The organism is Rhodococcus sp. AQ5-07 (assembly GCF_009707305.1).
Classification (GTDB): domain Bacteria; phylum Actinomycetota; class Actinomycetes; order Mycobacteriales; family Mycobacteriaceae; genus Rhodococcus_F; species Rhodococcus_F erythropolis.
Genome location: NZ_CP046099.1, coordinates 6,252,550 through 6,266,843, shown reverse-complemented (window position 1 = coordinate 6,266,843; position 14,294 = coordinate 6,252,550). Strand labels below are relative to the sequence as shown.

At 65.4% G+C, this 14,294-nt stretch carries 9 protein-coding genes; 4 read left to right on the top strand and 5 right to left on the bottom strand.

Translation table 11 applies throughout. The annotated features are described in order from the left end of the window. The first annotated feature begins 35 nt into the window (after window positions 1-35). Together GJB56_RS29045 and GJB56_RS29040 are read left to right on the top strand one after the other, a co-directional pair. A complete protein-coding gene (locus GJB56_RS29045) occupies window positions 36-611 on the top strand; it encodes a hypothetical protein (protein WP_021343221.1) in 576 nt (191 codons plus the stop codon). Continuing rightward, window positions 608-1,612, top strand: coding sequence for a TIGR03617 family F420-dependent LLM class oxidoreductase (locus GJB56_RS29040; RefSeq protein ID WP_060939117.1), 1,005 nt, complete (start codon window positions 608-610; stop codon window positions 1,610-1,612). Before GJB56_RS29045 ends, GJB56_RS29040 begins: the two co-directional genes overlap by 4 nt. Before the next feature lie 19 nt (window positions 1,613-1,631). Here GJB56_RS29040 and GJB56_RS29035 read toward each other — a convergent pair whose 3' ends face one another. The 5 genes from GJB56_RS29035 to GJB56_RS31950 form a co-directional block, all read right to left on the bottom strand. After that, window positions 1,632-2,276: an FMN-dependent NADH-azoreductase gene (locus GJB56_RS29035; RefSeq protein ID WP_113682294.1), complete on the bottom strand. Its 645-nt coding sequence runs from the start codon at window positions 2,274-2,276 to the stop codon at window positions 1,632-1,634. 23 nt (window positions 2,277-2,299) lie between these two features. After that, window positions 2,300-3,883: an MFS transporter gene (locus GJB56_RS29030; RefSeq protein WP_019749380.1), complete on the bottom strand. Its 1,584-nt coding sequence runs from the start codon at window positions 3,881-3,883 to the stop codon at window positions 2,300-2,302. A gap of 104 nt (window positions 3,884-3,987) precedes the next feature. Further along, the gene (locus GJB56_RS29025) at window positions 3,988-5,472 is read right to left on the bottom strand and encodes a dynamin family protein (protein ID WP_113682293.1); all 1,485 of its coding nucleotides are present in this window, start codon (window positions 5,470-5,472) and stop codon (window positions 3,988-3,990) included. Further along, a complete protein-coding gene (locus GJB56_RS29020) occupies window positions 5,469-7,337 on the bottom strand; it encodes a dynamin family protein (protein WP_069146139.1) in 1,869 nt (622 codons plus the stop codon). Before GJB56_RS29020 ends, GJB56_RS29025 begins: the two co-directional genes overlap by 4 nt. A 123-nt stretch (window positions 7,338-7,460) precedes the next feature. Beyond that, window positions 7,461-9,746, bottom strand: a complete 2,286-nt coding sequence (locus GJB56_RS31950) for an IniB N-terminal domain-containing protein (protein ID WP_046378121.1) — start codon at window positions 9,744-9,746, stop codon at window positions 7,461-7,463. A 335-nt stretch (window positions 9,747-10,081) separates the two neighbouring features. Here GJB56_RS31950 and GJB56_RS29010 point away from each other — a divergent pair, with 335 nt between their 5' ends. Together GJB56_RS29010 and GJB56_RS29005 are read left to right on the top strand one after the other, a co-directional pair. Beyond that, window positions 10,082-11,809, top strand: coding sequence for an Hsp70 family protein (locus GJB56_RS29010; RefSeq protein WP_113682290.1), 1,728 nt, complete (start codon window positions 10,082-10,084; stop codon window positions 11,807-11,809). A 14-nt stretch (window positions 11,810-11,823) separates the two neighbouring features. Next, window positions 11,824-14,259, top strand: coding sequence for a LuxR C-terminal-related transcriptional regulator (locus GJB56_RS29005; RefSeq protein ID WP_081328986.1), 2,436 nt, complete (start codon window positions 11,824-11,826; stop codon window positions 14,257-14,259). Window positions 14,260-14,294 lie beyond the last annotated feature (35 nt).

Below are 14,294 nucleotides of genomic sequence, written 5' to 3'. Positions count from 1 at the left end.
ACTTCCGAATCTCTCCGAATGGCTACGATCGGCCGGTGACCGATCCCGACAATTCTCCCGTTCGACCTGCTCGACCGGCGCCGGCGCGCCCGGCACCCGAGCGACCCGACGTCTCGGTTCGGCCGCTCCGACCTGCAGCGAACGACGAGATACCCAAGGCCGTGACCTTGTCCACCTCTGCCTGGATCGGCTCGTTCGTCGTCCTGGCCGGTATCGCCGGAGTGGTAGTCACCAGCCTCGACGACGTCCGGTCAGCCCTCGAAGAATCGACTGCGCGCGACAATCCCGGATACTCGTCCACCGACATCTCCGATGCCGTCACGGTCGTCCTGGCCGGCAGTGGCGGCGGCGCTCTCGTCCTGATCCTGCTCGCACTCATGAGCCTTCAACTCCTCCGTGCCCGCAAGAACGCCGGGCGGGTGATGACGGCGATCGTCGGAGCCCTCAGCATCGCGGCCGGACTCGGCTTCATGTCTCTGGTCGACGGCGCCGCGGATATCGGCGCCGGAGTTCTGAGATGGGGTCCGATTCTCTACTGCGTCCTTGTAGCAGTGGCGGCGATCGCTCCGTTTGCTCCCGGTGTCAGCACCTGGCTGCGAGTACGCCGATGAAGGTTCACGTACAACTCGACTCCGCGCCGGGCGCGGGCGCTGCTCGCAGCCGTGAACTCGCGGACACCGGCGCCGGTGGCCTGTTCACATTCGAGGGACCACACGACGTGTTCTTCCCGCTCGTCGAAGCGGCATCGGCCGTCGACCTCGACCTGATGACCAACGTCGCCATCGCATTCCCCCGCAGTCCCATGCATCTGGCGCATTCGGCCAACGACCTACAGTTGCTCAGTCGCGGCCACTTTCGCCTCGGTCTCGGATCGCAGATCAAACCGCACATCGAAAAACGCTACAGCGCAACGTGGTCGCGTCCAGCGGCCCGCATGAAGGAGACGGTCGCAGCGGTCAAGGCGATCTTCACGGCGTGGGAGAACACCTCGACGCTGAACTTCCGCGGCGAGTTCTTCACCCACACTCTGATGCCCCCGACGTTCGATCCAGGCCCCAATCCCTATGGACCGCCGCCCATCCTGATGGGTGCGCTCGGACCGGTGATGACCCGGACGGCGGCGGAGGTGGCCGACGGACTCCTGGTCATGCCGTTCCACACGCAACGCCATTTCCTCGAACGAACACTTCCGGCCGTCGATGCCGGCCTCCGTGAATCCGGCCGCACCCGAGACGAATTCACGATCATCCCGCAGGTCATCGTCGGCGTCGGCCGCGGCGACGATCAACTTGCCGCGGCCGCCCGAGGCGTCCGAGCCCTGCTCTCGTTCTACGGTTCGACGCCCGCATACCGTCCGGTGCTCGACGTCGAAGGGTGGGGCGAGGTCCAACCGGAACTCAATGCCCTGTCGAAGCGAGGTGGTTACGCCGACATGGCATCACTGATCACCGATCCGATGCTGACCACACTCGCCGTCGTCGGCACCCCCGAAGAGTGTGCCGCCGAGATTCGGCGCCGGTTCGGCGAGCATGCCGACGAAGTGTGCTGCTACTTCCCGGGTTACGACGTAGAGCCGGCCGACGTGGCGTCGATGATCTCGCTTCTCACCTGAACCTGGTCGAACTTCCTGATCAGGCCCCCAAGGTACGGGCCAGCTCGGTCAACGACTCCCGGGCAGCACGCAGGCTCGCGTCACCCTGCTCGATCAGCGGTGCCATCGCCGGAATACGCTGCGCCAAAGTCAGTTCCGCGGTGATGACGGAGACATCCATTCCCATCGACACCCCGAGCACCTGAACGAGTGGCGGGACGGTGTGATCGTTGGCCTCGTTCCCCGAGCCCGGTGCATAGGTGTTCCCACGGCTGGACACGATCACCACGGGCTTACCTGCGAGCGGCTGAGTACGCGTGTCGAAAGGCACCGTAGTCCCCAGGACGTGCACGTAATCTATCCACGCCTTCAACGTCGACGGGATCGACCAGTTGTACATCGGCGCGCCGATCACGACTACGTCTGCAGCGGTAAGTTGCTCGAGGACCCGAGCCTGTAGTGCTTCCGCGGCGGGATCCGGAATCTCTCCCTCGACCCGCAAGCGTGGTGCATAGTGCAGGGCCGCGTCCGCGAGGTGCGGCAAGGGATCCCGGTGCAGGTCCACCGTCACCGTCGTGTGATCCGGACTGTTGTTCGACCACTGCTGAGCGAACAGGGCGGTGAGTTCACGAGAGGTCGAGTTGTGGAGTTCGGCAGACGAATCGATGTGAAGTAGTTGTGGCATCCTTCATCAGTACCAGAGCGCGCTCAACTCTTCTCCGCGGCGAGATCGGATTCTGCCGCGTACTGCGCCAGCAGGACACGTTCGCGCTCGCGGCGCGGATAGAAGAACGTCACCACCGCGGCACCGGCACACACGATGATGATCGCCGCGATGTAGGCGTTTGTATCCCCGTCCAGGAAGGCGTTTTTGGCGGCGGTCATGATTTGGTCCGCGTATTGCGGGTAGCGTTCCGCGAGAACTTCGGCGCTGGAGAAAGATTTGGTGAGCGCGGCCTGAGTTTCGGGAGTCACCTCGGATGCGTTCGGCGAGGACGAGATCGCATTCCCCAACGATTTTGCGTACCCGGCCGTGAGTATTCCGCCGAGAATCGACTGCATGATGGCGCCGCCCAGATCGCGTTGCAAATCCGAGGTTCCCGACGCCATACCAGCGCGGTGCACGGGAACGGATCCGGTCAGCGAACGCGATGCCGGTGTGCCTGCCAGGCCGACGCCGATCCCGACAAGCGCATAGGCAAGCGCGACCTGCCAATACTGTGTGCTTTCGTTCCACAGGAAAAGCGCGACAAACAACCCGAGAACCACGAACAGGTAGCCGGAGAGCAGCGTGACGCGGGCGCCGTACCTTTCGATCATGGTCGCCGAGCGCGGCGCAACGATCACCATCGCCAGCGCAGCCGGAATGATGGCCGCACCGGCTGCCAGCGTCGAGTAGCCGAGGACGTTCTGCAGGAACTGCTGGCCGATGAACATCGCGCCCATGAGCGAACCGAACACGACCAACCCGCCCACCGCCGCGACCCAGAAGGTCGGGCGCGCAGCTACGTGAAGATCGAACAGCGGATTGACCGCGCGTCGCTGTTGCAGGAAGAACCCGATACCCGCGACGACCGCTATCGCCCCGAGCACCAGAGCCAACGTGCCCGAACCCTTTACCGGCGCAAAGTTGATGGACAGCACCAGCGCCCCGATGAAGACGATCGACACTATGCCGCCGAGGTGATCAACTCGCTCGGTCGTCTCGTTGACGTGCGCGGGCACCAACACCAGCGAACAGATCAGTGCCACGAGAGCCAACGGAAGGGTGACGAAGAAGACCGAACCCCAGTGAAACTGCTCGAGCAGCGCCCCCGAGACGATCGGACCGAGTGCTGAAATCGCGCCACCGATTGCGGACCACATGGCAATCGCCTTGGTCCGTGCCGGTCCGGCCCACAGCGCCGTGATGATCGCCAGCGTGGTCGGGAATGCAAGACCTGCCGAGACGCCTCCGACTATCCGAGCAAGGAACAGCACTTCGAAGTTCCCGGCGAATCCAGCCACGATCGACGCCGGAATAGACAGCGCCATGCCGGTGACCAGCAGCATCTTGCGGCCGTATCGGTCTCCCAACGCCCCAAGGTAGAGCACCGTTCCGGCCAGGCCCAACGAGTACCCGACCGCGATCAGGTTCAGTTGCGTCTGGCTGGCGTCGAAGGCCCGCCCGATGTCCGGCAGCGCGACATTCGCGACCGAGAGATTGAGATTCGCGACCGCAGCGACCAGGATGAGCGTCCCCAGGACGAGGGTGGCTCGATCCGGTGAAGCGGACTTGATGTCACTCGCCATGCGCGTGCTCCCATCGAGGTGGGACCCGAACCTGGGAGTTATGTCCGGGTCATCCCGAACTCAAGATAGAACCCTCTCCAAGCGCTCGCACAGTGAACGGGTCCCTATTCGGGCACAATTTCAGCCAAGACGCCCTCGGCGCTGCGGGCAGCAACCAGGCAGGCGTGGGAGGTGAACCTGTCGAAGAGCGGATGCCTGGACAACTCGCGCCATCGCCGGACAGCCGCGGTAGCCCGCGCACGCTGCACCTCCGGCGATTCTTCCGGTTCGCAGCCCAACCGGTCACTGGCCCGGATTCCGTAGCCACCGATCAGCCTTTGCAGTTGTGCCAGGTCATCGGGTGGCAGATCTGTGTGTACCGAACGAAGTCGCCCGAGCAGGCGAAGTTCGTGGAAACCGTGAACGTCGGCGAGCAACCGTTGTGCCTCCGCCGCGATCTGATCGCCTTCCTCACTCGGATCGGCTTCGAGGATTCGGCCCAACGTCACCAGCGCGGTGTGCGATTTCAGTTGATCCGCGCGCTGCCCGAACTGAACGTCGATCACCTGACGAAGTTCGTCCAGTCCGCTTCGCTCCAGCAATTCCGCGGCCAGAGACGGTGAATCAGTGGCCCCCAGCTTGATCGACGTCACGGCGAGGCGAATTCCGAAGAGCCCGAACCGATCGGCCAATTGCGCCCGCATCGCCGCGTCGACCGGGAGCGGACTGTCCTGCCTGGCAAAACGATCCGCGGAGAGCAAGGCCAGGCTCAGATCCTCGGATGGAACCTGCACGAGCGCCGAGAAGGCAGCGAACTCGCTCTGCCGCATCGTCCGTGCGGCGAGTGCCAGCAGACCTGCCACGGGAACCACCGACTGGCACAGGCCGGTTCGCTCCAATTCCTCGGCAAATCGTGCCGCGACGTCCTTCGCCGAAGACAACGCGTCGAGCCTGCCTGCGCCGACCTCGTCGGCACGCGAGAGAACACCGATCACTCCGAGCGGGCCGGATTCTCCGCCGACATGATCAGCGATCTTCCCGAGGAACTGCATGTCACTGGCGTTCAGGGCGCGCAGCAGGTAGACCACCGCGTCCGCGCCGGGCGCACCACCATCGGGAACCAGCATGTCCCAGGTTCGGGCCGAAACCTCGGTCGAGAGCGACGACGTACCTGGGGTGTCGATGATCGTCGTACGAGCCAATGCCGAAGACGGCCAGTCGACGTCGATGCGGTCCACCGAGTCTGCGGTGTACTCCCCCAGATCGAACGTGAGCCTGCCGTCGCGGCGCGTCACCGGCACGTTGAACTCGGCACCGTTCTCGGCCGTCGCAGTCACCTGGGGCGTTGTCCCGTTCCGATACCAGGTGACGACGCGCGTGCACTCCGTCGCGTCGGTAGGCGCTATATCCTGTCCGACAAGCGAATTGAGCAGCGTCGACTTCCCCGCCTTGAGGGAGCCGGCGAGCGCCACCCGGAGTGGCTCGCCGAGTCGGGCAGCGCATTCGTCCAACTGGGCTCGCGTCTGCGGCTGGTCCGCGTAGACCCGTCTGGCCTGGTCGATCAGAGCATGTGCCGACTCCACAGCGGTCACGGCGGTCGTGGCACTCATGCGTTGGTCACCTTTGCCGAAGCAGGAGCCGGAGTTTCGCCGATCAGCGTTCCGGCAACGGTGTCAAGCTCTGCGACGACGCGCATGTCGGTCTCCAGACGCTTGATACGAGCGGCGTGTTCGCTCGACTCCAACTGCGCAGCTTCCTGCGTGGCGCGGAGGGATTCGTTGATCGAGCGCAGCGCCTGCTCGGCGATGTCGGTGAAATGATCCCGCAGAAGCCGCTGCACCAGGCGGAGGCGGTCCTTCGACTCCTTGCCCACCTGGAAGCTGACGTCGTCGGCAAACCGTCGGATAGCCGCTTTCGCCTCGGCCCGACGCTTGAGCACCTGTGCTTGTTTGTCTTCGCGATAAGCCTTGGTACCCAGCAGAACCCCGGCTCCGATGGAGATCGGGTTGACCAGTGCCATGCCCATCATCGTGGTGATCAAGCCGAACATCAGGACGCCGCCGTACGAGCCGCGCATGCCGACCAGGACCTTCTGAGTGATGCCGATACGGCCGGATTCGAGGTCCGACAACGCGCCAACCGGTTCCAGGAAACCGTCGGTGTCGGCGACGTCGAGATGCGGGAGCGCGACGTCGCCGGTCTCCGCGAAGTGCTGCGCCACAACTTCTGCCAACCATTGAGCTCGATCGTGAGCCCACACGAAGTTGTCACCGATAGCGGTGGCGATCTCCTGTTCGAGCCACTCCCCCACTACGTCCCAGTCCTTACCTGGATCGCCTTCGTCGACCGTCTCTTCGGCCTGGCGGGTGACCCGGCGCAACCGGTCCCGGAGGTCGTGATCGATGTCGGCGGCGAGGTCTGCAATGCCGTCGCCGAGGCTCTGTTGCCAGAGCGAGGTCTTCTTGTGCAGTTCCTCGGCCGCTGCCCGGGCACGCCGCAGGCCGGCGACCGCCGCTTGAGCGGTGGACGGATCCTTCAGCGCCGCAAGCTCACTGCCCATCTCCAACGTCAGATGTGCTGCCGAGGAACGCACGTCCATCGCAACTGCGCGTCGCGTGTTCGACTCGGCACGCGCAACCACGTTGTCCCGCAGGAACTGATAGAGGTCCAGAAATCCGGATTCCGCCTCGAGTTCCTTGTCCCCCAGCCTCAGTGCGTGCGACCGCAGTACCGAGGAGATCGGAATGAGCGGCAGGTCCAACCCGGCGCGCTGGAGATGTCCGCGATCGGCGTCGAGGATCTGTCGCCAGTGCGGGTACAGATCGGTCTTGCTGATCAGACCGGCCACCGCAGGACACAGATTGACGACCTGGCGGATGAATCCCAGCTCGGGTTCGGTGAACTCCTGACTGGAGTCCGACAGAACCAACACGGCATCGGCCGCAGTGATCAATCCCAATGTTCCTGCAGCATGCGGATTTCCATGACCACCGACACCGGGGGTGTCGATCAGAACCAAACCGTCGGCCAACAGCGGACTGGGAACACCCACTTCCACACGCAGAACTTCACGCCCTTCGGCGCGAGGCGTGGCCGGGGTGATCCCCATCAGTTCCTCGAGCGGGAGGGGCACCCGGATGGGCGCCGCACCCGGATCGGCGAGAATCAATTCGGCGACCGAGGTCTCCGCGTACTGCACGACCGTCGCCACGGCAGTGGTCTCGTCGTCACCGACCGAACACACGTCGATGCCGAGCAGAGAATTGACGAACTGGCTCTTGCCCTGTTTGAGGGGACCGACCACCACGATACGAATACGTGGATCATTGACTCTGACCTGAGCATTCTCGAGTCGGCGCACCAGATCCGTGCGCCCGAAATCCTTCGCCACGACGGCTGTTCGTTCGAGCAACGACGCCGTCGACGACGCGACGCGCGCCTTCCGACTGCTTACCTGACTCGCTGAATCACTCATGAGCTACGTTGACCCGCAATTCTTCCCGACTCGAATATCCGGCCCTGCGAACGCATAGCGCACGCAGGGCCGGATTTGTTACATCAGGTCATTTTGACCGATTTCAGTTCCTGCGTCAGCAGATCAGGGATGCAGGTGGTCGACAACCGCAACCGGGTCGATGTGATCGACCGGTGCTGCAACCGAATCCTCGGCGAAGAGCGAGTGTCCGGTATCGGCGCTCAGTCCCGAATCGGAGCCCGCACCGAAAGCGTCGGTCGCATCGATCGACGACCACGGGTTCAGCGCACCGGTCAAGGAACTTGTCAGGTCGGACACGCCGCTGACTGCTCCACCGAGGGATCCACCCAGGTCAGCGACTCCGCCGCCGCCAACGGTACCGCCACCGTCGACGGTGCCACCGGCAGCCGCGGCTGCGTCGGCACCGATCGAACCTGTCACGTCGGTGACTGCTCCGACAGCCCCGCCGAGCGATCCACCGAGATCGGTGACGCCGTTCAGTGCTCCGCCGAGCGACCCACCCAAACCGGCCGCAGCGTTCGTGGCGGCGTCGAGACCTGCTGTTGCGTCGAGACCTGCTGTTGCGTCCAGAGCACCGCCCACCGTTGCTCCGAGGTCGCCGGTCACACCGCCGAGGTTCAGGCCGTCTGCCGCGATGCTTCCGAGGTCGACGGAAGGCAGTTCAGCCGAGATCGGGCCAAGGTTCACTGCGCCGAGGTCGACGGAGGGCAGGTCGGCGCCGATCGAACCGGTGTCGATTCCGCCGAGGTTCAGTGCCGTGTCCAGCGCTCCACCGAGTGCGCCTTCGGCACCGAGAACGCTGTCGAGAGAGCCCCCCAGCCCGAGGCCGGCTCCCAGCGCACCGTCCAGCGCGCCGGTGAGGTCCGTGCCCACGGAACCGACAGCACCCAAGCCGCCAGCACCTGCGAGAGCGGTGTCGAGAGCCGCAGCCACACCGGCTGCCAAGCCTGCTTCGCCGCCCAGGCCGAGTGCACCACCGAGGTCGATTCCGGTAAGTCCGCCTGCGCCGAGTGCTGCGTCGAGTGCGCCGCCGAGACCGCCCGCCAGCCCGGCATCGACGCCGAGTGCCGAACCGAGGACACCTTCGAGGGCCGTCGACAGATTCGCACCGCCGCCCAGAGCCGCTGCGAGGTCTGCGCCGAGACCGCCTTCGAGGTCGAGTGCTCCCCCGAGCAGTCCACCGAGTGCGCCGCCCAGATCGGCGCCGACCGTTCCGCCGGCACCGAGGGCGCCGGAGAGTGCCGCGCTGAGCTGCGCGCCCAGGTCTGCACCGCCGCCGAGTACGGCGTCGAGGTCGAGTCCTCCGCCGAGGCCCAATGCTGCGTCGAGTGCGCCGCCGAGTGCAGTTTCCAAGCCGCCGCCGACGCCGAGCGCTCCTCCGAGTGCGCCGCTCAGGGCTGCACCGAGATCGAGGCCGCCCGCGATATCGGTGAGAACGCTGACATCCGTGATCGCTCCGAGGACGCCGCCGAGTGATGCACCCAGATCGGCGCCGATCGTGCCGCCGGCTCCCAGGACACCGGAGAGCGCGCCGGACAACGCCGTGCTGAGGTCGCCCGTCAGAGCGCCGGCCAGATCGAGGCCGCCGCCCAGTGCAAGGGCGGATTCCAGTGCGCCGGTCAGGCTCGCGCCCAGTTCGCCGCCGATGTCGAGGAGACCGCTGAGGTCTGCTGCGCCGCCGAGGAGTCCACCGAGAGCCAGTCCGAGGTCGGCTCCGAGGTCGCCACCGATGGCAAAGACGGGTGCGAGGGCTCCGCTGAGCCCCGCCGTCAGGTCGAGTCCGCCGACCGCGCCGATGGCGGCGTCGAGGGCTGCGCCCAGTTCCGCGGTCAGACCGCCGGTCACTCCGAGGGCGCCGCCCAGAGCCGCGCTGAGCTGTGCGCCCAGATCGAGAGCTCCTTCGAGATCGAGTGCACCGCCGAGGCCCAGGCCGGCTTCGATGACGGCGCCGAAGGCTGCGCCGAGGTCGGCACTGATCTCTCCGCCGATGGCAAGCGCAGCGCTGAGGGCTGCTGCGAAGTCGCCGACCAGGTCGAACTGGCCGCCGAGGGCGCCTCCGACTCCGAGGCCTGCACCGGCGCCGAGACCCAGGCTGCCGCCGAGGCCGCCACCCAGTCCACCGGTGAGACCACCACCGATTCCGAGACCGCCGCCGATGGCACCCGCAGCGGACGCGCCGGCGTTGACGATCGCGGACAGGTCGGCGCCGCCACCGGCAAAGAGTCCGGACTCGGCAACCAGCGGAGCGACCGCGACGATGTCGGCGGGGCTGACGTCGCACAGACCGGCAGCGTTGAGTGCCGCGGTCGGGTTGGCGCAGTAGTTGGCAGCTGCCTCGTCGTCACGAAGTAGCCCGAGGATGAATTCGAGTACGGCGTTCGTTGCCATGGCGGGTTCTCCTGAAGTTCGTTGACCGGGTTGTTGCCGGTGGGTTGTTGCCGGTGATCCGGAAACTGGTGCGCTGCCAGAGGTAGCGAGTGGAATCAACGCTAAGAACTTTTGCGACTGGGGCCAACGGGGAGCATCCCCCTCTTCTGCGTGGACAGACAGGGAAGCCCCCTACGGGGTACGCCCGTTCGGAATAGGGGGATTTGCTCCGATTAGGGGATCGGTCCCCTACTTCGCCGCGACGCCTCCGATCCGGTAACGATCCAGGTCCTGAAACCGACATCGCAGACAACCGCGACAGTCCTTCTGTCGCCCACGACCAGGGGAGTTCGTTCATGGCGGCAGGGCTCGGCATCAGCATCGGTTCGGCCACTCTCGTAGCTGTCACCGACGGCTCGACCGGTGAAACGCAACAGGTCCGCTTACCCAGTGCGCTGCAATTGGACGACGGAACCGTCATCACCGGATTTGTCGAGCGCGTCGGAGACCCGATCCCGATACTTGCCGCCGACGGTACCGAGTACCGCGGCGAGTCTCTCGCAGCGACAGCGGTAGGCGCGCTCGTCGGCCAGGCTGGCGGCGAAGAAGGTCCAGCTGTTGTCCTGGCTCACCCGGTGGGGTGGAATCGTCACACAGCACGCACCATGGAGTCCGCGCTGGACGACGCCGGGGTTCACGGGGCTACTCTCGTCGCCGAACCCGCGGCCGTCATGGCGTGGCTCGCCGCTTCCGGAAACGCTGCCAACGACGGTCTGACCGTCGTCTACGACCTCGGCGCTCGCTCGCTCGACGTCACGATGATGTCCACGACCGGCAGACGAAGCGAGATCTTCGGAAAGCCACTGCGCAGCGAGGACATCGGCGGCGACGAATTCGATCACCTCGTCACCGTGCACCTGCTCGATGCGGTTTCCGACCACTTCGCAGCCCTTGATCCCTTTGCTCCCGAGACGATTGCAGCGCTGGAAACTCTGCGCGAGCAAGCCCGCGCAGCCAAGGAGGAACTTTCCACCGAGACGGAAACCGTTGCTCGCGTGACGCTTCCCGGCGCCGTCAGCGACATTCGACTGGTTCGTTCCGAGCTCGAGGATCTGATCAGGCCCGCCCTCACCGAATCGGTGGCCTTGGTTCGCGAAAGCCTGCGATCTGCCGGCGTCGAGTCCAGTGATGTCAATCAGGTTGTTCTGGCCGGCGGAAGCTCGTCCATTCCCCTTGTCGCCGAACTACTGTCCGCGGAGCTTCGTGTTCCGGTGATCGCCGACGCCGATCCCGCGTCGTGCGCGGCGTCCGGCGCCGCGGCACTCGCCCTCGACGCCCGAGACTCGCAAGTGCCGGCCGCCGCCACTGCAGTGATTCCCGCCGAGCCGTCGCGCAAGCCCGCACCGGTTCCTGCCTTCTCGACTCCGTTGCTTGCCGAGCCGACAGAGGAAGAGAACACGGCGACTCGACGCTCGTCGAGGGTGGGCGTCGTTGCTGCGGTGGTAGGAGCGTTCATCGTGCTCGCCGCAGGCGGACTCGGAATCGGAACGGCCATGGACAAGATCAACGTTCCGTCCAGTTCGGCGGACACCACCAGTGAGTCCACCTCGTCCACCGCTTCGACCACGCCGGGCTCTACCCCCGGCAGCACCACGGCAGCCGAAGCAGCAGGTAACGGATCCACGACTGCGAACAACGTTACTCAGAACAATCAGCCCGGCTCTCCTGCTGCCGCAGGCGGTTCGACGACGGTACCAGGGGCAGTTCCGGTTGCCGGCGCACCAGCTGGATCTGCTCCCGCACCAGGTGAGACCGCCCAGTCGGCGCCTGCACCTGCCGCACCCGGCGCCCCGGCGCCCGCACCGGCTCCCGCCCCGGCACCGGCACCAGCGCCCGCGCCCGGAGCAGGCGTCGGAACCGGTATCGGTGATGCTGCGACCGGCATCGGCAACGGTGTCGGCGGTTTGGTCAACGGCGTCGGGGACGGTGTCGGCGGCGTGGTCGGAGGTCTCGGTAACGTCGTCGGTGGTGTCGGAAACGTGGTCGGTGGTGTCGTCGGCGGCGTCACCGCGCCGATCCGCTGACCGGCGGGCTTTCGATGAACCGTGACAGCGGCACCGAATCGTCTTACATTGCAGGACTTTTGCGCGGCATCGACCTGACTGCATCGCCACTGCGCCTGTTCGTCACCGGGACCGACGCCAGCGCTCGGCCCCAAGTGACGAGGGCGGTGCGCAAGAGGATCGAATCTGGTGACAGACCCGTGGTCACCGTCGTCACGCATGACGCCCCGGCCGATGCGATTGTGGTGATCGCGGACGCGCAGGCTCTGACCTCCGACGAAATCCGTGCTCTGAACGAGCTGGTTCAACGTGACGACCGCGGAGTTGTCATCGCCTCCGATCGGATCGATCCTCCACTCGCACCGATCTACTCGAACATCTCGAGTTTCGGTACCGTCCTACATCTGAACCCGTTGAACCGGTCAGATATTCGGAAGATCGCCGCGGAGCGAAGAGTTCCGCTCGACGATCGTGCCGTGCTGACGCTCGAGCATCTGGCCGGTGGTTCCTTCGGGGCCGTCGAAGCGTATTTCGCCGCCGCCTCGGCGGGCCGCCCGGAAATGGCGACAGCCGTACGCACACACATCCTCCATCAGGTCACCGCTCTGCATCCGATCGAGCGTGAGATCCTCGAGGTTTCATTCGCCGTCCCGGACATCGACGCTTTCGAGCTCGATCTGGGGCAGGAGAAGTTCAGTCTCACAGCGGCATTCGACCGAGCACTGGCCACCGGACTGTTCGGTTCGCGATCACCTCTCGTCGCGAGCGTTGTGGCAGAGTCGACCAGCACAGGACGTATCCGCAGCGAGCTGATCAGAATCGTCGAATCACGAGCGAACGCGAGAACCCTCGATATCGATACAGCACGAAGACTTTTCGACTCCGGCATCCGCCACCGCGATCTCACGGCTGTACTACGAGACGCAGTCGACGCGAGCACGCCGACGGTCGCGGCAGATCTTTTTCGTCGTGTGAATTCGATCGAGCCTCTCGGCGTGGCGGACACGCTGCTGTACGCCCAGGTCTCGGCTCGGAGTGGTGACCTCGACACTGCCTGCCGCTTGGCCGATTCCGTCATCGCCGAACCCGATCTCGACAACGCGAGACTGGCTGCGGCGGTGCGAATCCGCGCAGCTTCGTCCGCAGCATGCGGCCAACTCCGCGCCGCCGCAGATCTCTACACCTGGCTCGGGCCAGGGCGCACCGAAACCGAATCCCCCTTCGCCGCAATCACCTTCCTCGGCATCGGCAACGTCGACGACGCGAACGCGGCGCTCGCCGGGCATACTGGATCACCGTCGAGCTCCACGGTCGGCGCTGCCACACTGGCCAATGGACTGATGCAATCGGTCACGGGGAGTGCACCGAGTGCGCTCAACACGATGTCGCGCGCACTTTCGCTCCCCGGCGGCTCCGGCACATCTGAATTCCAGCCTGATTCCGCCCCGGCGCTGGTAGCTCTTGCACTCCTGCACAACGGCGCCCATGAACGGGCCGCCGCTGTCGTCGCGGCCGCGATCGCCGCCGACGACGCAAGCAGTCACACGTGGGCGCGGCTTCACCTTCTCGACGCGTGGATCGCGATGACCCGTGGGCACGACACTGCTGTCGAAGATCTACCGGAGGAGGTAGTCCGCGGCCCCCTCCGTGAGCGTGACGCACTGTTTCTGCATGCCATGATCGTGGGTCTCGCTCGACGCTCCGGCGATCTCGCCCAGCTGCGGCGAGCCTGGTCGGGCGCAGCCGGCACCCTCTCGTCCTGCAGCGTGGATCTCTTCAATTTGCTTCCCATCGGCGAACTGTGGCTTGCGGCAGTACGACTCGACGAGGCCGAGCAGGTCGAGCATCTGGTCGACGACGCACGCACGCTCCTCCGAGCACTCGGCGAGCCTCCGCTGTGGTCTTCGCCGCTGCATTGGTACGGCGTCCAGGCGTCGATCCTCTCGCAGTCACCGGCCGATCTCCTTCCACACGCCCATACACTCGCGGAATCAGCCAAAACCCACACTTACGCAGCCGGTTTGGCGACCGCCGGACGCCAGTGGCTTCTACTCATGCAGGGCAGCGTCGACGCAGACGACGTGGAAGCTGCAGCGCGAACGCTCAACCGCATCGGGCTGCCCTGGGACGCGGCCCGCTTGGCGGGCGAAGCAGCATTGCGCACACCGGACACCAAATCGGCCACCGCATTGCTCCACGTTGCGCGCTCGCTACGCACAACGTCGACGGCCGAGACCAATGCAACCGATCCGACCGACAGCGCGGCACCACCGTCGGTACTGACCGAGCGCGAACAAGAAGTTGCCGAACTCGTCGTCGTCGGCCTGACCTATCGGGAAATCGGCGAACGCCTCTACATCTCCGCTAAAACCGTCGAGCACCATGTCGCACGCATCAAGCGGCGCGTCGGGGCGCAGTCTCGTTCGGAACTGCTCACCATCCTTCGCAGCATGACACCGCCGAACAAATAGTTAGCTGCATATTGTCCGGAGGGTTGCGTATATCC

Coding starts and splice junctions, on each gene's coding strand:
- GJB56_RS29040 (WP_060939117.1), top strand. CDS start 608: ATGAAGGTTCACGTACAACTCGACTCCGCGCCGGGCGCGGGCGCTGCT.
- GJB56_RS29035 (WP_113682294.1), bottom strand. CDS start 2,276: ATGCCACAACTACTTCACATCGATTCGTCTGCCGAACTCCACAACTCG.
- GJB56_RS29030 (WP_019749380.1), bottom strand. CDS start 3,883: ATGGCGAGTGACATCAAGTCCGCTTCACCGGATCGAGCCACCCTCGTC.
- GJB56_RS29025 (WP_113682293.1), bottom strand. CDS start 5,472: ATGAGTGCCACGACCGCCGTGACCGCTGTGGAGTCGGCACATGCTCTG.
- GJB56_RS29020 (WP_069146139.1), bottom strand. CDS start 7,337: ATGAGTGATTCAGCGAGTCAGGTAAGCAGTCGGAAGGCGCGCGTCGCG.
- GJB56_RS31950 (WP_046378121.1), bottom strand. CDS start 9,746: ATGGCAACGAACGCCGTACTCGAATTCATCCTCGGGCTACTTCGTGAC.
- GJB56_RS29010 (WP_113682290.1), top strand. CDS start 10,082: ATGGCGGCAGGGCTCGGCATCAGCATCGGTTCGGCCACTCTCGTAGCT.
- GJB56_RS29005 (WP_081328986.1), top strand. CDS start 11,824: ATGAACCGTGACAGCGGCACCGAATCGTCTTACATTGCAGGACTTTTG.